General features: G+C 66.1%; 17 protein-coding genes. 11 read left to right on the top strand and 6 right to left on the bottom strand.

Annotated elements, in window-relative coordinates; all coding sequences use genetic code 11:
* Nucleotides 1-4: 4 nt before the first annotated feature.
* Entirely contained in the window at nt 5-892 is an 888-nt protein-coding gene (locus tag NWF24_RS04155; RefSeq protein WP_258353105.1) for an ABC transporter permease, read from the top strand.
* 87 nt (nt 893-979) lie between these two features.
* Nucleotides 980-2,077: an ABC transporter substrate-binding protein gene (locus NWF24_RS04150; protein WP_258353104.1), complete on the top strand. Its 1,098-nt coding sequence runs from the start codon at nt 980-982 to the stop codon at nt 2,075-2,077.
* A 40-nt stretch (nt 2,078-2,117) separates the two neighbouring features.
* Here NWF24_RS04150 and NWF24_RS04145 read toward each other — a convergent pair whose 3' ends face one another.
* A complete protein-coding gene (locus tag NWF24_RS04145) occupies nt 2,118-2,906 on the bottom strand; it encodes a DeoR/GlpR family DNA-binding transcription regulator (RefSeq protein ID WP_093059624.1) in 789 nt (262 codons plus the stop codon).
* 478 nt (nt 2,907-3,384) lie between these two features.
* Between NWF24_RS04145 and deoC the strand changes: the two genes are divergently transcribed.
* From deoC to NWF24_RS04100, 9 genes are all read left to right on the top strand, one after another.
* Complete coding sequence (gene deoC, locus NWF24_RS04140; protein ID WP_258353103.1) at nt 3,385-4,455, top strand: deoxyribose-phosphate aldolase; 1,071 nt, start codon at nt 3,385-3,387, stop codon at nt 4,453-4,455.
* A 4-nt stretch (nt 4,456-4,459) separates the two neighbouring features.
* Nucleotides 4,460-6,868 carry an aldehyde dehydrogenase family protein gene (locus NWF24_RS04135; protein WP_258353102.1) on the top strand — a complete coding sequence of 803 codons (2,409 nt, stop codon included), beginning with the start codon at nt 4,460-4,462 and terminating at the stop codon, nt 6,866-6,868.
* 123 nt (nt 6,869-6,991) lie between these two features.
* Nucleotides 6,992-7,444 carry an RbsD/FucU family protein gene (locus tag NWF24_RS04130; protein ID WP_258353101.1) on the top strand — a complete coding sequence of 151 codons (453 nt, stop codon included), beginning with the start codon at nt 6,992-6,994 and terminating at the stop codon, nt 7,442-7,444.
* Between the two features lie 4 nt (nt 7,445-7,448).
* Nucleotides 7,449-8,393, top strand: coding sequence for a ribokinase (gene rbsK, locus NWF24_RS04125; RefSeq protein WP_258353100.1), 945 nt, complete (start codon nt 7,449-7,451; stop codon nt 8,391-8,393).
* 13 nt (nt 8,394-8,406) lie between these two features.
* Entirely contained in the window at nt 8,407-9,459 is a 1,053-nt protein-coding gene (locus NWF24_RS04120; RefSeq protein WP_258353099.1) for an ABC transporter permease, read from the top strand.
* An 8-nt stretch (nt 9,460-9,467) separates the two neighbouring features.
* Nucleotides 9,468-10,472: a substrate-binding domain-containing protein gene (locus NWF24_RS04115; protein WP_258353098.1), complete on the top strand. Its 1,005-nt coding sequence runs from the start codon at nt 9,468-9,470 to the stop codon at nt 10,470-10,472.
* 11 nt (nt 10,473-10,483) lie between these two features.
* Nucleotides 10,484-12,073, top strand: a complete 1,590-nt coding sequence (locus NWF24_RS04110; RefSeq protein WP_375338438.1) for a sugar ABC transporter ATP-binding protein — start codon at nt 10,484-10,486, stop codon at nt 12,071-12,073.
* Nucleotides 12,070-13,113 carry an ABC transporter permease gene (locus NWF24_RS04105; RefSeq protein WP_258353097.1) on the top strand — a complete coding sequence of 348 codons (1,044 nt, stop codon included), beginning with the start codon at nt 12,070-12,072 and terminating at the stop codon, nt 13,111-13,113. The genes NWF24_RS04110 and NWF24_RS04105 overlap by 4 nt, the downstream gene beginning before the upstream one ends.
* A 518-nt stretch (nt 13,114-13,631) precedes the next feature.
* On the top strand, nt 13,632-13,901 hold the full coding sequence (locus NWF24_RS04100) for a hypothetical protein (protein ID WP_258353096.1): 270 nt from the start codon (nt 13,632-13,634) through the stop codon (nt 13,899-13,901).
* A 12-nt stretch (nt 13,902-13,913) separates the two neighbouring features.
* Here NWF24_RS04100 and NWF24_RS04095 read toward each other — a convergent pair whose 3' ends face one another.
* The 5 genes from NWF24_RS04095 to NWF24_RS04075 form a co-directional block, all read right to left on the bottom strand.
* A complete protein-coding gene (locus NWF24_RS04095) occupies nt 13,914-14,675 on the bottom strand; it encodes an ABC transporter permease (protein WP_258353095.1) in 762 nt (253 codons plus the stop codon).
* Complete coding sequence (locus NWF24_RS04090) at nt 14,672-15,601, bottom strand: ABC transporter ATP-binding protein (RefSeq protein WP_258355234.1); 930 nt, start codon at nt 15,599-15,601, stop codon at nt 14,672-14,674. Before NWF24_RS04090 ends, NWF24_RS04095 begins: the two co-directional genes overlap by 4 nt.
* A gap of 156 nt (nt 15,602-15,757) precedes the next feature.
* The gene (locus NWF24_RS04085; RefSeq protein ID WP_258353094.1) at nt 15,758-18,130 is read right to left on the bottom strand and encodes a DNA polymerase II; all 2,373 of its coding nucleotides are present in this window, start codon (nt 18,128-18,130) and stop codon (nt 15,758-15,760) included.
* The gene (locus NWF24_RS04080) at nt 18,127-18,480 is read right to left on the bottom strand and encodes a LysR substrate-binding domain-containing protein (RefSeq protein ID WP_258353093.1); all 354 of its coding nucleotides are present in this window, start codon (nt 18,478-18,480) and stop codon (nt 18,127-18,129) included. Before NWF24_RS04080 ends, NWF24_RS04085 begins: the two co-directional genes overlap by 4 nt.
* Nucleotides 18,481-18,514: 34 nt before the next feature.
* Nucleotides 18,515-18,874 carry a hypothetical protein gene (locus NWF24_RS04075; protein WP_258353092.1) on the bottom strand — a complete coding sequence of 120 codons (360 nt, stop codon included), beginning with the start codon at nt 18,872-18,874 and terminating at the stop codon, nt 18,515-18,517.
* Nucleotides 18,875-18,968: the final 94 nt, after the last annotated feature.

Below are 18,968 nucleotides of genomic sequence, written 5' to 3'. Positions count from 1 at the left end.
TGCCATGACGACCGCCACGTTGACCTCCGATTCCACCGCGCAGCCCGACGCCGTTGCCGCCCCGCCCAAGAAGACGCCGCGCCCGCGCCGCGCCAACCCGCTGGCCTCCACGCGCGTGCAATCCATCCTGCTGCTGATCACGCTGCTCGGCTCGTGGGAAGCGGCCGTGCGGGTGTTCAAGTTGCCCAGGCACCTGGTTCCGCCGGTCAGCGACATCGCAGTCGCGCTCTGGCGTGGCTTCGCCACCGGGCCGATGGCGAAAGACGGCTTCTGGTACCACGGCGGCGTGACCCTCGCCGAGATCCTGCTGGGTTTTTTCATCGGCAGCGGCATCGGCCTGGCGATCGGCATCGTGGTCTCGCAGATGCCGAAGCTGGAGGCGCTGCTGGAACCCTACGTGGCCGCGCTGCAGAGCGTGCCCAAGGTGGCGGTGGCCCCGATCATCGTGGTCTGGCTCGGCTTCGGGATCAGCTCCAAGGTGGTGATCATCTGCCTGCTCACCTTCTTCCCGGTGCTTGTGACCGGCATCGCGGGCTTCAAGGCAGTAGATCCGGACCGCATCGACCTGCTGCGGTCGTTGTCTGCCACGCGCTGGCAGATCTTCCGCAAGGCCAAGTTCCCGAGTGCCCTGCCCTACATCTTCGCCGGCCTGAACATGGCTGCCGCCTTCAGCGTGGTGGGCGCGGTGGTGGGTGAGTTCGTCGGCGCCCAGGCCGGCCTGGGCGTGCTGATCCTGCAGATGGAGGCGCAGGCCGACACCGGCGGCAGCTTCGCGGTATGCGTCGTGCTCTCGGTCATCGGCATCCTGCTGACAGGACTGCTGCGCCGCGTGCAGCGGCGGGTGCTGCACTGGATGCCTGCCGACACCTCGCAGCGCACCGTGAACGTTTGACTCGCCCTTGTGCGGCGGGCGCCTCCAGCCGCACGAACGACTGTTTTCTTCCAACGTGGCCGGCCCCGTGCCGGCAAGGAGTGGACCATGTTGACGCGACGTGATTTCGGCCTGGGGCTGGGTGCCCTCGGACTCGCCGGCGGGCTGCCGGCACTGGCGCAGAACCTGCGCGTGATGAAGGTGGCGAACACCGCGGCGGTCAACGACCCGCAGCAGTGCTTCGTGACTGCGGGCCAGCATCCGAAGCTGAACTTCTACAAGCCCGGCGGCGTGGACGTGGAGTACGTCAACATGTCGAACATGACGCAGGCGCTGCAAAGCCTGCGCGGCGGCCACGTGGATTTCGGGCCCGCCGTGCCCGGCATCCTGCTGCCGGCGATGGCCAAGGACCCGACGCTGGACCTGGTGAGCGTGTACAAGTGGCTGCCGCGCAATGCCAACGTGATCGTGGTGAAGCCGGGCAGCCCGATCAAGTCGGCGGCAGACCTGGCGGGCAAGCGCATCGGCGTGCGCAGCCAGGGCGACAGCGGCATCGTGGTCACCAAGACCATGCTCGCCGAACTGGGCCTGAAGGACGACAAGTGCGAATACATCGCCATCGGCGACGGTGCGCCGGCCGGCGCTGCGATAGACAACGATCGCGTCGACGTGGTGGTGAGCTTCGACACCGCCGCGGCGCGCATCGAGCTGATGGGCACGAAGCTGCGCTACGTACCGATCACGCCGAAGTTCGCCCAGGTGGGGTCCGGCTGGATCTGCGTGCCGCGCAAGCTGCTGAAGGAGGAGCGCAAGGCGCTGGTGGCGCTGTTCCGCGGCATCGCGAAGTCAACGATCTTTGCGCACAACAACCTCGATGTCGGCATCGATCTGCACTGGGCCGTGTACCCCGAAAGCCGGCCCAAGGGCCGCAGCGAGGAAGAGGTGCGCAAGGAACTGGCGTTCGTCCTGAAGGACCGCAAGAACAGCTGGATGCGCCGGCCGGACGATCCCGACCAGCGCATCGGCGCGTCGTCGCTGGCCGAGTGGAAGGCCAACATCGAGATGACCGCAGAGAGCAGCAAGAACCCCAAACTGGCCGAGGAGCTGGGCGATCCGAACCGGCTGTTCACCAACGAGCTGATCGACGAGATCAATGCCTTCGACAAGCAGGCGGCGGTGGAGATGGCGAAGGCTTTCAGGCTGTAGCCGCCTTTTGCGTTGCGGCCGACTGCGGGCGCGTCTTGATTCAAGCGGTTGTGGGCCGCGCAAACTCGATCGGCAAATCCTTGAACTGCTTGCGCAGACCCGGCACGGGCGCCCCGCCCACCACGATGCGCGCAAACGCATCGAGCGGACTGAAGAACGCGGGCCGCAGGCGGTTGAGCTTGCTTTCATCCACGATCAGGAAGCTCTGCGACGCACTGCGGATCGCCGCCTGCTTCACCGGCACTTCGTGAAAATTGGAGCAGCTCGCGCCCCGCTCCAGGTCCAGTCCGCCGGCTGAAATGAAGGCCTTGTTCACGCCCAGCCGGTTGAGATATTGCAGCCCCTCGTCGGAAAAGAACGTGGCCGACGACGCGTGGTACAGCCCGCCCAGCAGCATCAACTGCGTGTTCGGCCGGCGGCTCAAGATCGACGCGATGTTCGTGGAGTAACACACCACGCTCAGCGGCATGTCGGGCGGCAAGGCCTCCGCGAAATGGACCATGGTGGTGCCGCAGTCGATGAACAGGCTGTCGTGCGCCTGCACCCACGTGGCGGCGCGTTCGCAGGCCACGCGCTTGTGCGCCGCGTGCTGGTCGCTGGCCTCGTCGAGCGAGTACCTGTCGGCGCCCGGCAGCGTTGTGGCAAGCACGTAGCCACCGAGGGCGGTAAGCGGCGAGTCGGCGGCCGACAGGTCGCGGCGGATCGTCATTTCCGTCACGTCCAGCCGCTGGGCGGCCTGCTTGATCGGCAACGGTCCGCCGGCCTCGACGAGCTCCTGCATCTTTGCAAGGCGCAAGGCCCGGGCCTCGGCGCCGGCGGTCTTTCGCATGTTCTGGTTCCTCTGGTCCACAAGCCCTAGGGTGAATCGACATTCAAACGGGGCCGCGAAGGACGAATGCCGGGTGCAGTGCAAGGCGCGGTGAGCGCCGCGTAGCTTAGCTACGCAAGCGAGCCGCAACGCCGCACTGCGCCCGGCATTCGTCCTTCCCTTCGGGTTGGCCCGCTTTGCACCCGCCTGCTTTGTCGGGCGGCTTGGCCAGAGATGACTCTGGCCTGCGCCGCCCTTCGCGCATCCGGGTGCAAAGCGGGCCAACGCGGCCCCGTTTGAATGTCGATTCACCCTAGTATCGGGCATCGAAAATGTTATTTAAAAAACATCTTGCACAGATAAATGTTATTGAAATAACATTCACGCCAATGCGCCACCGGCCCTGCACGGCGGCCTGCACAACGATCGGAGACAAAGACATGCCCCTTGCCTGCCTGCCGCTCACGCGGCGCCTGCGCGCCCCGGCGCCCTTCACTCCATGACTTCCACTTCCCTCGTTCGCGCCAGCGGCGCGGTGCGCTCGCGCCCCATTCCGGCCGCCGCGACTGCGTCGCCTCCAGCCGCTGCCACCGCGACGACGCACGACAAAAAGCCACACCCCATCGCACGCAACACCGCGCAACCCTTCGACGCCGGCTGGTTCGACAACATCCGCGTCAACCTCTCGGCCGCCGAACGCCGCGTGGCCACGCTGCCCGGTCGCCGCTCGGTCAAGAAAGATGCACAGGCCGGCTGGCTGCTCAAGGCCATCACCTGCATCGACCTGACCACGCTCAACGGCGACGACACGGCCGAGCGCGTGCGCAGGCTGTGCGCCAAGGCCGTGGCCCCCGTGCGCCCCGACCTGCTGGCCGCGCTGGGCTTTGCAGATCGCACGCTGCACACCGGCGCGGTCTGCGTCTATCACCGCTTCGTGGCCACGGCCGTGGATGCGCTCGCGGGCACCGGCATTCCGGTGGCGGCGGTGTCCACGGGCTTTCCGGCGGGGCTGATTCCGCACGAGCTCAAGCTCAAGGAGATCGAAGCTTCGGTGCGCGACGGCGCGGCCGAGATCGACATCGTCATCACGCGCGAACACGTGCTCACCGGGCAGTGGCAAAAGCTCTACGACGAGATGCGCGACTTTCGCCTGGCAGCGGGCGATGCGCACGTGAAGGCCATCCTCGCGACCGGCGAACTCAAGACGCTGCGCAACGTCGCCAAGGCCTCGATGGTCTGCATGATGGCCGGCGCCGATTTCATCAAGACCTCCACCGGCAAGGAAGGCGTGAACGCCACGCCGCTGGTCACGCTGGTGATGCTGCGCATGATCCGCGAGTACGAAGCCCGCACGGGTTTTCGCGTGGGCTACAAGCCCGCCGGCGGTGTCTCCACCGCCAAGACCGCGCTCGACTACCAGGTGCTCATGAAGGAAGAGCTGGGCCGCGCCTGGCTCGAGCCCGACCTGTTCCGCATCGGCGCCTCCACCCTGCTGGCCGACATCGAGCGCCAGCTGGAACACCACGTCACGGGCCGCTACTCGGCCTTCCACCGCCACCCGATCGGATGACCCGATGAGCAGCAACAGCAGCGTCGCACGCTATTTCGACACCATGGACTACGGCCCCGCGCCAGAGAGCGACACCGACGCCCGCCAATGGCTCTCGCGCCATGCAGAGGGCTTCGGCCATTTCATCGGCGGGCACTTCACCCCCGCATCGGCCGGCCCGCATTTCGACACGGCCGAACCAGCCACCGGCCAGCGGCTCGCTGGCATCGCACAGGGGTCCGCGCAGGACGTGGACGCCGCTGTCGCCGCGGCGCGCGCCGCGCAGCCCGGCTGGCTGGCACTCGGCGGCCACGGCCGTGCACGGCATCTGTACGCCCTGGCGCGCATGGTGCAGCGCCATGCGCGCCTGCTCGCGGTGGTCGAGGCGCTGGACAACGGCAAGCCGATCCGCGAGACCCGCGATCTCGACGTGCCGCTGGTGGCGCGCCACTTCTATCACCACGCCGGCTGGGCCCAGCTGCAGGAGCGCGAGTTCGCCGACCAGGTGCCGCTGGGCGTGATCGGCCAGATCATTCCCTGGAACTTCCCGCTGCTGATGCTGGCCTGGAAGATCGCGCCCGCGCTGGCGCTGGGCAACACGGTGGTGCTCAAGCCCGCGGAGTTCACGCCGCTGAGCGCCCTGCTGTTCGCCGAACTCGCGGCGCAGGCCGGCCTGCCCGCCGGTGTGCTGAACGTGGTGACCGGCGACGGTGCCACGGGCGCGGCGCTAGTGGCGCACGAAGGCGTCGACAAGATCGCCTTCACCGGCTCGACCGACGTGGGCCGCCTGATCCGCGAAGCCACCGCCGGCTCGGGCAAGTCGCTCACGCTGGAGCTGGGCGGCAAGTCGCCCTTCATCGTGTTCGACGACGCCGACATCGATGCCGCCGTGGAAGGCGTGGTTGACGCCATCTGGTTCAACCAGGGCCAGGTGTGCTGCGCCGGCTCGCGGCTGCTGCTGCAGGAAGGCATTGCGGCCGACTTCATCGAACGCCTCAAGCGCCGCATGCAGAGCCTTCGCGTGGGCCTGCCGCTGGACAAGGCGATCGACATCGGCAGCCTGATCGACTCCTCGCAGCTCGAACGCGTGCGTTCGCTGGTGGCCACCGGCGTGCGCGAAGGCGCAGTCTGCTACCAGCCGCCGGGCGTGCTGCCCGCGGGCGGCAGCTTCTTTCCGCCCACGTTGCTGACGGGTGTGCACCCTGCTTCCACCGTTGCGACCGAAGAGATCTTCGGCCCGGTGCTGGTGACCATGACCTTCCGCACGCCCGACGAGGCCGTGGCACTGGCCAACAACACGCGCTACGGTCTCGCGGCCAGCGTGTGGAGCGAGACCATCGGCCTTGCGCTGGGTATCGCGCCGCAGCTGCAGGCCGGCGTGGTGTGGGTCAACGCAACCAATCTGTTCGACGCGGGCGTGGGCTTCGGCGGCTACCGCGAATCGGGCTACGGCCGCGAAGGCGGACGCGAGGGCTGCTACGAATACCTGAAGCCGCGCGCATGGGCCGAGCGCAAGCCGCGTTCGGCAACTGCATTTGCCCAAGCTGCGAACGAGGCAGACAAGGCACCGGTCGCCGCAGGGCTTCCGGCCATCGACCGCACTGCAAAGCTGTTCATCGGCGGCAAGCAGGTGCGCCCGGATGGCGAGCTCTCGCACCCCGTGTTCTCCGCCACCGGCCAGCGGCTCGGCGAGGTGGGCACCGGCAACCGCAAGGACATCCGCAACGCCGTGGCCGCCGCGCGCGCCGCCACGGCCTGGTCGAGCGCCACGCCGCATCGCCGTGCCCAGGCGCTCTACTACCTGGCCGAAAACCTCTCAGCGCGCGCCGGCGAATTCGCTGCGCGCCTCACAAGCCTGACCGGCGTGGCCGCACGCGCCGCACAGGCCGAAGTCGACGCCGCCGTAAGCCGCCTCTTCGCCTACGGTGCATGGGCCGACAAGTACGAGGGCACGGTGCACGTGCCGCCGCTGCGCGGTGTGGCACTGGCCACCGTCGAGGCCATCGGCGTGGTCGGCGTGGTGTGCCCCGACGAAGCGCCGCTCTTGTCCTTCGTGAGCCTGCTCGCGCCGCTGCTGGCCATGGGCAACCGCACGGTGATCGTGCCGAGCGAGAAGCATCCGCTGATCGCGACCGACTTCTACCAGGTGCTCGAGACCTCCGACCTGCCGGCCGGCGTGGTCAACCTCGTGACCGGCCCTGCCGCCGGCCTTGCGCAGACGCTGGCCGAGCACGACGACGTCGATGCGCTGTGGGTCTTCGGTGCGAAGGAGCTGTCGCGCGCCGCCGAGCGGCTGTCGATCGGCAACCTCAAGCGCACGCTGGTCGACCACGGCCTGGCCACCGACTGGCACGACGGCGCGGCGGCCGAAGGCCCGCTGTTCCTGCGCCATGCCACGCAGGTCAAGAACATCTGGATTCCCTATGGCGAATGAGCGTCGGCAGTGCCGCCAAAGCGTCAAAAACCAAGGGAAATCCCTCAATAGCAAACGTTTGCGCAAACGTTTTCTTTCTCTAAGATCGCAGCCAACCGAACCGTTCCATCGCCAGGAGTCCGCATGCTGAAGTCCATCCATCCGCTGCTCAATGCCGACGTGCTATACGCCCTGCGCGCCATGGGCCACGGCGACGAACTGGTGCTGTGCGATGCCAACTTTCCGGCCGACTCGGTGGCGCGCCAGACCACGCTGGGCCGGCTGCTGCGCATCGACGGCGTGGGCACCACCGAGGCGGCGCGCGCCATCCTGTCGGTGCTGCCGCTCGACGAGGCCGTGGACGATCCGGCGCGCCGCATGGAAATCATGGGTCAGCCACACGAGATCCCGCCGGTGCAGCAAGAAATGCAGCGCGAGATCGATGCGGCCGAGGGGCGTTCGCGTCCGCTGGGCTCCATCGAACGCTTCGCCTTCTACGAAGCCGCGCGCCGCGCCTACTGCGTTGTCGCCACCGGCGAGCGCCGCTTCTACGGCTGCTTCATCTTCAAAAAAGGCGTGCTCGCGCCGCAGGCCTGACCCCATGACCGTCATCACTTCCAGGCAGCACGGCGTGGCCGTGCTCGGCATCTTCGTTGCCGACCTCGCGTTTCGCGCGTCCAGCCTTCCGGGCGTGGGCCAGACCATCGCCGGCTCTGGCTTCGCAATGGGCCCGGGCGGCAAGGGATCGAACCAGGCCGTGGCGGCCGCACGCGCAGGCGCCGGGGTCACGTTCATCTCCAAGCTGGGGCAGGACGCCTTCGGCAACGACGCGCTCGCCCTGTGGTCGCGCGAAGGCATCACGCCGCGTGCGCCGCAAGTGACGGCGCAGCCGACCGGCGCGGCATTCATCTACGTGCACGAAGTCACCGGCGACAACGCCATCATCGTGGTGCCAGGCGCCGCGATGCTGATCGATGCCGCCGATGTCGATGCGGCAGCCGATGCGATCCGCGGCGCACGCGTGTTCGTCACCCAGCTCGAGCAGCCGGCCGCCGCCGCGCGCCGCGGGCTGGAGATTGCGCGTGAAGCCGGCACGCTCACCGTGTTCAACCCCGCGCCCGCCCTGCCCTTCGACGACGCGCTCTACGCGCTGTGCGACTACATCACGCCCAACGAGCACGAAGCCGCAGCCCTGAGCGGCATGCCCGTCGAAACCATCGAGGACGCGCGCCGCGCGGGCGACTTCTTCCTCGCCAAGGGCGTGGGCTGCGCGCTCATCACGCTCGGCGACAAGGGTGCCCTGCTGCACAGCGCCAGCGGCTCCGAGCACATCCCGGTGTTCCGCGCCGGCACAGTGAAGGAAACCACCGGCGCGGGCGACGCCTTCAACGGCGGCTTTGCGGCCGCGCTGGCTGAGGGCGCCACCGCCCGCGAGGCGGCGCGCTTCGGCGCGGCCGTGGCCGCCATCTCGGTGACGCGTGCCGGCACGGCGCCCTCGATGCCAACGCGTGCCGAAGTCGATGCGCTACTGGCCCGCGTCGCCTGACAGGACCCCGCCCATGAAACTCAAGTTTTCAGACCGCGAACTCAACTTCCTGGTCGGCATCAACGTCCTCATCCTCGTGGTGGCGACGGTGCTGTCCAAAGGGGACTTTCTCGACGTCTACAACTTCCAGTCCATGGGTGGCCAACTGCCCGAGCTCGGCCTGTTGGCCATGGGCGTGGCGCTGTCGATGATCTCGGGCAACGGCGGCATCGACCTGTCGGGCGTGGCGCTGGCCAACCTGGCGGGCGTGGTGGCTGCCACCCTCGCGCCGCAGCTGGCCGCGCCCGATGTGTCGCCCTGGCTCTACACCGGCTGGTTCGCCGCCATCGCACTGGCGGTGGGCCTGGCCGGCGGCCTCCTCAACGGCGTGCTGATCGCGAAGGCGGGCCTCACGCCCATCCTCTGCACGTTGGGCACGCAGCTGCTCTACACCGGCCTGGCCGTGGTGCTCACGGGTGGCTCCAGCCTGCGCGTGGGCGATGCCGAGGCGCTCTCGGCCATCGGCAACGAGATGGTGCTGGGCGTGCCGATTCCGTTCGTGATCTTCCTCGTGATGCTGCTGGCCGTCGGCTGGCTGCTGCGGCAAAGCCCCTTCGGCATCCGCCTGTTCCTGCTCGGCACCAATGCCAAGGCGGCGCGCTACGCCGGCATCTCGCAGGCCCGCATGCTGATCGCGACCTACGCGCTGTGCGGATTCCTCGCGGCCGTGGCCGGCGTGATCATCGCCGCGCGCACCGCGAGCGTGAAGTCGGACTACGGCAACTCCTACCTGCTGATCGCCATCCTCATCACGGTGATGGCGGGCGTGCGTCCGCAGGGCGGCTACGGGCGCATGGTGTGCCTGTTCTTCTCGGCAGTGGCGCTGCAGCTGCTGTCGAGCACCTTCAACCTGCTGGGCATTTCCAACTTCTTCCGCGACTGCGCCTGGGGCCTGCTGCTGCTGTTCTTCCTGGCCTACGGGCGCTTCGGCCTGCAGGACCTGCGCGTCTTTCTTTCCACTTCGCGCACCAGCGCACCGCCGCACCAGCTCCCTCCTGGCGCGACGCAAAGAAACCCCGAGGGCTAGGAGACAACATGCTGAAGAAAACAAAGATCGCCTGCACCGCACTCGCCCTCACCACCGTGGCCTTTGCCTCGGCGCTGCACGCGCAGGGCAAGCCGCAAGACATCGTCACCGTGGTCAAGATCACCGGCATCAGCTGGTTCAACCGCATGGAAGTGGGGGTGAAGGAATTCGGCGCGAGCACGCCGGGCGTGACCACGCGCCAGATCGGCCCGGCCCAGTCGGACGCCGCGCAGCAGCAGCGCCTGGTTGAAGACCTGGTGGCCAAGAAGGTCGACGCCATCGCCGTGGTCTCGATGGACCCGCCCACGCTGGAGCCGGTGCTCAAGCGCGCAATGGAGCGCGGCATCAAGGTCGTGACGCACGAGGCCGACAACCAGAAGAACACCATGGTCGACATCGAGGCCTTCGACAACACGGCCTACGGCGCGCGCATCAACGAGCGCCTGGCGGCCTGCATGGGCCAGCAGGGCAAGTGGACCTCGCTGGTGGGTTCGCTGGGCAGCCAGTCGCAGGTGCAGTGGGCCGACGGCGGCGCCTCGAACGCGAAGAAGTACCCCAAGATGACGCTGGTCGATGCCAAGAACGAATCGCTCAACGACGCCGAGAAGGCCTACGGCAAGGCCAAGGAAATGCTGCGCAAGCACCCCGACCTGAAGGGCTTCCAGGGCTCGTCGTCGCTCGACGTGCTGGGCATCGGCCGCGCGGTGGAAGAAGCCGGCCTGCAGGGCAAGGTCTGCGTGTTCGGCACGGGCCTGCCCAGCGAAGCGGCCAAGTTCCTCGAGTCGGGCGCGGTCGGCGGCATTGCCTTCTGGGACCCGAAGGACGCCGGCCTCGTCATGAACAAGGCAGCCAAGATGCTGATCGACGGCAAGACCATCACCGACGGCACCGACATGGGCGTGCCGGGCTACAACAAGGTCTCGGTCAAGAAGGGGCCGGGCGTCGGCATCGTCGTCACGGGCCAGGCCTGGGTCGAGGTCGACAAGCAGAACTACAAGAAGTACGCCTTCTGAGCCTGCGAACCATGACCCTTGCAGCAGCGCCCTCCATGCAGGCCACGCACGCCCCGGCCACGCCGGCGGGGCGCCGCGTCTTTCTTGAGGTGCAGGACGTGCACAAGCGCTTCGCGGGCGTGCACGCTCTGCGCGGCATCGACCTGACGATCGAGGCCGGCGAGATCTACCACCTGCTCGGCGAGAACGGCTGCGGCAAGAGCACGCTGATCAAGATCATCTCGGGCGCGCAGCCGCCGAGCCAGGGCCGCATCGTGATCGACGGCAGGCCGCACGATGCGCTGTCGCCGCTTCAGGCGCTTACGCTCGGCATCGAGACGGTCTACCAGGACCTGTCCCTGCTGCCGAACATGAGCGTGGCCGAAAACGTCGCGCTCAGCGAGCAGCTGGTGAGCACCGGCGGCAAGCTGGCGCGGCGTTTCGACGGCAAGGCGGTCGCGGCCACGGCCGTACGTGCGCTGGAGACGGTGAAGCTGCCGACCGACGCCGCCTTCCTGGCGCGCCGCGTCGACGAACTGCCCATTGCCACGCGCCAGTTGGTGGCGATCGCGCGCGCCGTGGCCACGCGCGCGCGCATGGTCATCATGGACGAGCCCACCACCTCGCTCACGCAGAAGGAAGTGGACAACCTCGTGCACGTGGTCGAGGCGCTGCGCGCGCAGGGCGTGGCGGTGCTGTTCGTGAGCCACAAGCTCGACGAGTGCATGGCCATGGGCGGCCAGGCCATCGTGTTCCGCGACGGCACCAAGGTCGCGCAGGGGCCGATCAAGGGTTTCACCAAGGCCGAGCTCGCGCACTGGATGACCGGCAAGCAGCTCGACGGCGCCCGCTATCGCCACCGCTCGCATGACGGCGACGCGCTGCTGAAGGTCGAAGCGCTGGGCCGCGGCACGCAGTTCAGCGACGTGGGCTTCACGCTGCACAAGGGCGAGATCCTGGGCATCACCGGGCTGCTCGACTCGGGGCGCAACGAGCTGGCGATGGCGCTCGCGGGCGTGCAAGCCGCAGACCGCGGCCGCATCTCGCTCGCAGCGAAGGAAATCACGCTGAAGACACCGGCCGACGGCATCCGCCAGGGCATCGGCTATGTGCCCGAAGACCGGCTCAGCGAAGGCCTCTTTCTCGACAAGCCGATCCGCGACAACATCGTCACGGCCGTGCTCGGCCGCCTGCGCGGGCGCTTCGGCGCGCTCGATGCGCGCCAGTGCCAGGCGCTGGCCGAACGCACCGTGGCCGACCTGCAGATCGCCACGCCCGACGTGGACCGCCCGGTGCAGTCGCTCTCGGGCGGCAACCAGCAGCGCGTGCTCATCGGCCGCTGGCTCGCCATCGATCCGCGGGTGCTGATCCTGCACGGCCCGACCGTGGGCGTGGACGTCGGCTCGAAAGACACCATCTACCGCATCGTGCAGCGGCTGGCCGAGCAGGGGCTGGGCGTGATCCTGGTCAGCGACGACCTGCAGGAACTGCTGCAGAACTGCGACCGCATCCTGCTGATGCGCAAGGGCCGCATCGCCCACGACTTCGAGGCGCAAGGGCTGGCCGAAAGCGAGCTGTACCGCGCGCTGGTTTCCGACACCCCCTCTCCCGCATTCTCATGACGGCTTCCACCATGCAAGCGCACACCACCGCTGTGCCCGCAGCGCCCGAGCCCCGGGCCCGCACGTCCTGGCGCCACTGGCTCGCGCTGCGCCCCTCGGTCTTCACACTGGCGCTGATCGTGCTGGTGAGCCTGGTGGTGGGCGCGATCAACCCGAGCTTCTTCCAGTTGCCGGTGCTGTTCGACATCGTGCGCGCCTGCACGGTGCTGGGCCTGTTCGCGCTCGGCGTGCTGATCGTGCTGGCCGCGGGCGGCATCGACGTGTCGTTCGCGGCGATTGCCGCGCTCACGATGTACAGCATCACCAAGCTCGTGCTGAACTACTTTCCGGAAGCGCCGATCGCGCTGCTGCTGGTGGCGGGTGCGGCCAGCGGCGCGGTGCTCGGCGTGCTCAACGGCCTGCTGGTGCACTGGCTCAAGGCGCCCTCGCTGATCGTGACCATCGGCACGCAGTACCTGTACCGCGGCATCCTGCTGACCTTTGTCGGCACCGTGTTCTTCATGAACGTGCCGCTGCCGATGGATGCCTTCGGCAAGCTCGCGCTCTGGCGCTTCGACACGCCGCAGGGCCTGCACGCGGTGTTGCCGGCCACCGTGCTGGTGCTGGCCGGCGCGGCGGTGCTGACCTGGTGGCTGCTGAACCGCACGCTGATCGGCCGCGCGGTGTACGCCATCGGCGGCAGCCTGGCGATCGCGGAGCGGCTGGGCTACAACCTGCGCACCGTTCACGTCTTCGTGTTCGCGTACGCGGGCTTCCTGTCGGGCCTCGCAGGCATCGTGCATGTGTCGAGCACGCGGCTGGCCAATCCTTTCGACCTGGTGGGCAACGAACTGGACGTGATCGCCGCCGTGATCCTCGGCGGCGCCCGCATCACCGGTGGCAGCGGCACCGTGGGCGGCACGCTGCTGGGCGTGGTGCTGGTCACGCTGATCAATAACGTGTTGATCCTGGCGGGGGTACCCAGCACCTGGCAGAAGGTCATCATCGGGGCCTTCATCCTCGTGGCCGGGGCGTGCTTCGCGATGCGCAAGCAGGGCTGAGGGCTTCACGCCGCTATGCGCGAGCAGGATGACGGCCTTCGGGAGGTGAAGGCCCGGCGGCCATGTCGCCGCGCCCGGCTCGACTGGAGCCGTCCTCGTTTGCCATGAGCTCCAGGAAAAGTGGCACTGGCCGTGGACAGCACCGATCGGTGGCATGCGTGTGCGCGTCGATGAGGCCCGGCATCACCAGCCGCCCCCCAAGGTTCACGCGACGGATGTCTGGGCCTGCAGCCCCCTCGCCGTCATCTCGTTCGACGGAAGAAATCTTCCCGTCCGAAATCCCGATGGTGGGGTGGTCGTCACCGAAGTAGCGATCGCCGTCGAACAATCTTGCGTGGGCAAGAACGAGCGGCGGTGACATGGATGCCCCTTTGCAGCAATTCTAGAAATGGGGGGGTGGCATTTCTCTTGTCTGCATGCATGGCGATTGATCCTGCGTGCCGATCCTGGGCCCTTCGGGGCCCTTTCCATGGGATATGCTGCGCCGCGCAATCTTTATTTGAACTTGGAGTAACTCGATGGAAGACGTGAAGATCCTTCAGATCATGCCCGCCGAAGGGTGGGTCGCCGTGTACGACGGCGGCGATGAAGGAGAAATGGAAGAGCCGCTGGCCTGCTTTGCGCTCGTGCAGGTCGACTACAAGAATGGCGACGGCATCCAGACCGAAGTACGCGGAATGGCGCCCGACGAAAAGCTCATGGCATTCGTGGAAGACGCTACAAACTTCGTGACGGTTCGCCGCGCTGAAGAAGCCGAAGACGAAGAGGAAGATGAAACCGCCGAGTAGTTACACGCCCAATCAAACCTTGAGCCTGTACCCGGTCTTGAAGATCCAGCGCACGGCGACCAGGCACAGCGCCAGGAAAACCAGCGTCACGCTCATGCTGATCGGCAGGCTCACGTCGGAGACGCCGTAGAAGCTCCACCGGAACCCGCTGATCAGGTAGACCACCGGATTGAACAGCGAGACCTTCTGCCAGAACGGCGGCAGCATGTTGATCGAATAGAAACTCCCGCCCAGGAAGGTCAGCGGCGTGACGATCATCAAGGGAATGATCTGCAGCTTTTCGAAGCCGTCGGCCCAGACGCCGATGATGAAACCGAACAGGCTGAACGTCACCGCGGTGAGCACGAGGAACGCCACCATCCACAGCGGGTGCGCGATCTCGTACGACACGAACAACCGGGCGGTGATCAAGATGATGATCCCGAGGATGATCGACTTGCTCGCCGCCGCACCGACGTAGCCGCACACGACCTCGACATACGAGACGGGCGCGGACAGCACCTCGTAGATCGTGCCCGAGAACTTGGGAAAGTAGATGCCGAACGAGGCATTGGCGATGCTCTGCGTCAGCAGCGACAGCATCACAAGGCCTGGGATGATGTAGGCGCCGTAGGCGATGCCGTCGACATCCACCATGCGCGAGCCAATGGCCGAACCGAACACGACGAAATAGAGCGACGTGGAGAGCACGGGCGAGGCCACGCTCTGCATCAGGGTGCGCCACGTGCGCGCCATCTCGAACAGGTAGATGGCGCGGATTGCGTACATGTTCATGCTTGCCCCCTCACGAGGCTGACGAAGATTTCCTCCAGCGAGCTTTCGGAGGAATGCAGGTCCTTGAAGTCGATGCCGAGCTCGCCGAGCTGGCGCAAAAGGCCGGCGATCTGGTTGTCGTCGCCCTGCTTGTCGAAGGTATAGATCAGCGAGTGGCCGTCGTCGGCCAGATCGAGCTGGTAGCGGTCGACGAGTGCTTCGGGAATGGCAGTCAGCGCGTTCCGAAGGCTCAGCGTCAATTGCTTCTTGCCGAGCTTTTTCATCAGTGCGGCCTTGTCCTCCACCAGGATGAGCTCGCCCTTGCGGATCACACCGATGCGGTCGGCCATCTCCTCGGCCTCTTCGATGTAGTGCGTGGTCAGGATGATGGTGACGCCGCTTTCCCGCAGCTTGCGCACCATCTCCCACATGCCGCGTCGCAACTCCACGTCGACGCCAGCGGTGGGTTCGTCGAGAAAAAGAATCCGGGGTTCATGCGACAGCGCCTTGGCGATCATCACGCGACGCTTCATGCCGCCCGAAAGCGCCATGATCTTGGTGTCCTTCTTGTCCCAGAGGGAAAGATCGCGAAGCACCTTCTCGATATGGGCCGGATTCGGCGGATAGCCGAACAAGCCGCGGCTGAAGCTCACCGTGCCCCATACGGTTTCGAAGGCGTCGGTGGCCAGCTCTTGCGGCACCAGGCCGATCTTCGTGCGTGCGGCCCGGAAGTCGGTGACGATGTCGTGCCCATCGGCCAGCACCGTGCCTTCGCTCGGGTTGACGATGCCGCAGATGATGTTGATCAGCGTTGTCTTGCCCGCCCCGTTGGGGCCGAGCAGCGCGAATATCTCTCCTTGGTGGATATCCAGATCGACACGCTTGAGTGCCTGGAATCCCGACGCGTAAGTCTTGGAAAGCTGATTGACCGAGACGATTGAAGGCACGAGACCTCTTTTGAGTCTGTAGGGGGAGGCTGGAATCTTACGCTTGGGTCGCGCTGGGGCTGAGGCTGCACTCGCTGCCTCCTGGAGCGCGCGGTCGAAGTGGCAACCGGCCGTCTCAAAAGCTGAAGAGGTCTTGAGCACTTCCATTCGATCTCGCTAGAAGAGCCCGCGCTGTGACGTCGTCAAAGCCATGAAGCTTTCTCCAATGGGCTGAAGAATGGCATCGGCAATCGGCTGAAGCTGCCTGGTCAGGTAGTGTTCGTAGTCGATTCGGGACTGACGAATCTCCATGGGTTCAGGGCCGCTGCGAGTCATGACATACCGGATCCAGCCGCCGTTCTGATACTGCCTGGGTCGGTTGACCCGACTGTTGTGATCGTCGGCAATCCTTGCCGCACGTACCTGCGGCGGTACGTTGACCAGGTAGGCATCGAGGCGGTGGCGCAGGCGCTTCCTGTAGATGAGCAGATCGTCCATCTTGCCCGCCAGCAGCGCCTCTGCATAGTCGGTCACGAACTCCTTGTAAGGCTCGTCGTGGAAGATGCGCGAAAGCAGGCCCTCCTGGAACTGGCGCGCCAACGGGGTCCAGTCGCTTCGGGCCATCTCGAGACCGCGATAGACCATCTCCTCCTTGCCGTTGGCGTCGACGCTCAGGCCCGCATACCGCTTCTTGCTGCCCACGTCCGAGCCGCGAATGGTCGGCATGAAGAACTTCTTGTAGTGGGTGTCGAACTCGATCTCGAGAAAGTTCTGCAGGCCGTGCTCCTCGCGAAGGGAGTTCGTCCACCACGCGTTGATGTCTCTCACCAAGGTGGTCGCGACGGCGTGCGCGTTCTCGTTGGTGTGGGTACGCCTGAGCCAGATGAAGATGGAGTCGGTGTCGCCGTAGATGACCTCGTAGTCCCGGGCTTCCACGAATTCGCGCGTGAGCTTCATCATCTCGTGGCCACGAAGGGTGATGGCGGACACCAGCTTGGGATTGAAGAAACGGCAGTCGGCCGCACCCAGCACGCCGGCGAAGGAGTTCATGAGCAGCTTCAGGGCCTGGGACAGCGGCTCGTTCTTCGTCCGCTTGGCCTCGTCCCGGGCGCGCCAGAGCGTGGTCACGATTTCCGGCAGGCAGTGCTTCTCGCGCGAGAAGACAGTTCCCTGCGGGCCCTTGACGAGCATGGTCGCGTCGCCAGCGTTCGAGCCCTCGATGAAGCCGACCGGATCGACAAGGAAGGTCCGGATGATCGAGGGGTAGAGGCTCTTGTAGTCCAGCACCACGACGGAGTCGTAGAACCCCGGCTTCGAGTCCATCACGTAGCCGCCGGGGTAGGCCTTGCTCGCAATCTCGCCCACGTTCGGCGCCACGTAGCCCTGGCGATGCATCCGCGGCAGGTAGTGGTGGCTGAACGCGGCGATGGAGCCACCGAAGTGGTCGGCCTGCAGGCCTGTGGTCTGGGCCCGCTCCATCACGAACTGCAGCAGCTTCGCCTTGTCGAAGATGCGCAGGACCAGCTCGCAGTCCCGGATGTTGTAGAGCGCGAGCGCGGGCTTGTCTTCCTGGTACCGCCGCTCGATCTCCGCCATCTTGTCGTACTCGTCGCCGATGGCCTTGCCCTCGCCCAGCAACGTTTGCGAGACGGTCTCCAGGCTGAAGGAGGGAGAGCTCCACACGGCGGCCTTGAGGGCGTCGATGCCGTCGATGATCACCCGGCCGGGCATGGGCGCGAACAGGTAGCCCTGCTTGCCCGGATGAGTACGCCATTCGATGGGCCGCCGCTCCCGCCCCAGAAGGAGCTGCGTCCCACACTCGTTGGCTGTCTTCTGAAGCACTCGCAGGTCGAACTGGATGACGTTCCAGCCGATGATGACGTCCGGGTCGTTTCGCTCGAACCAGTCGTTGAGCTTCTCGATCATGGCCTTGCGGGTCGGGCAATAGATGAGCGAAAAGCCCATGGCCCCACCCGACCCGGATGGCGGCTCACCCAGCATGAAGACGACGCGGTCCGCCATACCGTCCAGCGCAATGGAATAGAGCGCCTCATGCTGGCTGGTCTCGATGTCCAGCGACGCCACCTTCAGCACCGGCCGGAACTCGGGCGCTGGCTTGAGCTTGCAGTCGACGATGGTGGAGCGGTCTGCCCGCCCTCCTTCCACCAGCACGCCAGCGGTGATGAACCGTTCCATCAGGTAGCGATCGTGCGGGCGCACATCGGCTTCGAGCAGGGGAATGCCCTGTGCCTGGAGGGCACGCATCAACCGGCCGAGTTGGCGGAAGTGCTTCGCATAGATACCGGTGACGGGTTCCTGATGAAAAGTCTTCAGCTCGAGCTCACGTATCTGCAAGCCTGGCATGGCCACGAGGTGCGCTTCTACCGCTGCCCTGTGCTGGGTTGCGACGAATGCGACGGAGCTTTGGGAGGTCAGGACCACTTTCACCGGCCCCGCATCCGTTGCCAGCCAGTACTCGATCTCCGTGCCGGCGGGAGCATCCCGCCAGTGGCGAGTGAGGATGAAGCCCTTGAGTTCGGTGGACGTCACGAGAGCTTGGCGAGGCGGATAGGACAAGAGAGCGGGCTTGGCGTGGCCGATTCTCGCCCGGCCATGTCCAATTGCCGTCTGCGCAGGTAGCACATCATGAAATTGTCCAGGGGACTGGGGTTGAATGCCGCGACAAGGAATTCGCTCACGACGCGCACCTTCGCTGGGGGCGCCCGCTCAGGCGCACGGACCAGATGGATCCCTCCGAGATCCGCCGTATCGGCATCCAGTGCAATGCGCTCCAGTGCGCCCTGCCGAATGGCGTCGGCCACGATGAATTCGGGCTCGTAGAGAACACCAAGCCCGGCAACCGCGGCCGTGACCAACGCATCCCCGTTGTTGGCCCGCAAGGTTCCCTTGACGGCAACGCGCTTCTGCGCACCTTTATTCGTCCGGGCGCGACAGGTTCGACAAGGAGAAGCTCAAGCAGTTGTGCGCCTGCAGGTCCGCCCAGCGCTTCGGTCGCCCTCGCTGCATCAGGTATCCGGGGGCTGCACATCGCTGCTGCCAAGCTGCGCATAACGACACCAACTCTACTGGCCAGTGCGCGACTGCATTGGAGTTGCCTCGCTTCAGTTCGATGCGTATGGCGTGCATCGAAGGCCTGGAGAACGCGATCAGATCAAGAAACTTCATGGCCACATCTTTCGGGTGTTCGAATTTTCGTCCGCTTCCCCCAATCGCTTCGGCTTCAAAAACTACTTTGACGGAAGCGCATGGCGCGTGGCGTTCGCTCTGCTTCAACACGTCACAGACATCACGCCCTAAACGGTCCAGCCGTCAGCAACGGCCTCGAGCGGACTATTACATCTCAGACGAATAGTCGCTCTGACCAATG

The organism is Variovorax paradoxus, from assembly GCF_024734665.1.
In the GTDB taxonomy this organism is placed as follows: Bacteria; Pseudomonadota; Gammaproteobacteria; order Burkholderiales; family Burkholderiaceae_C; genus Variovorax.
Note: the sequence above shows the minus strand (reverse complement) of the source record. Positions and strands in the feature narration are given on the sequence as shown.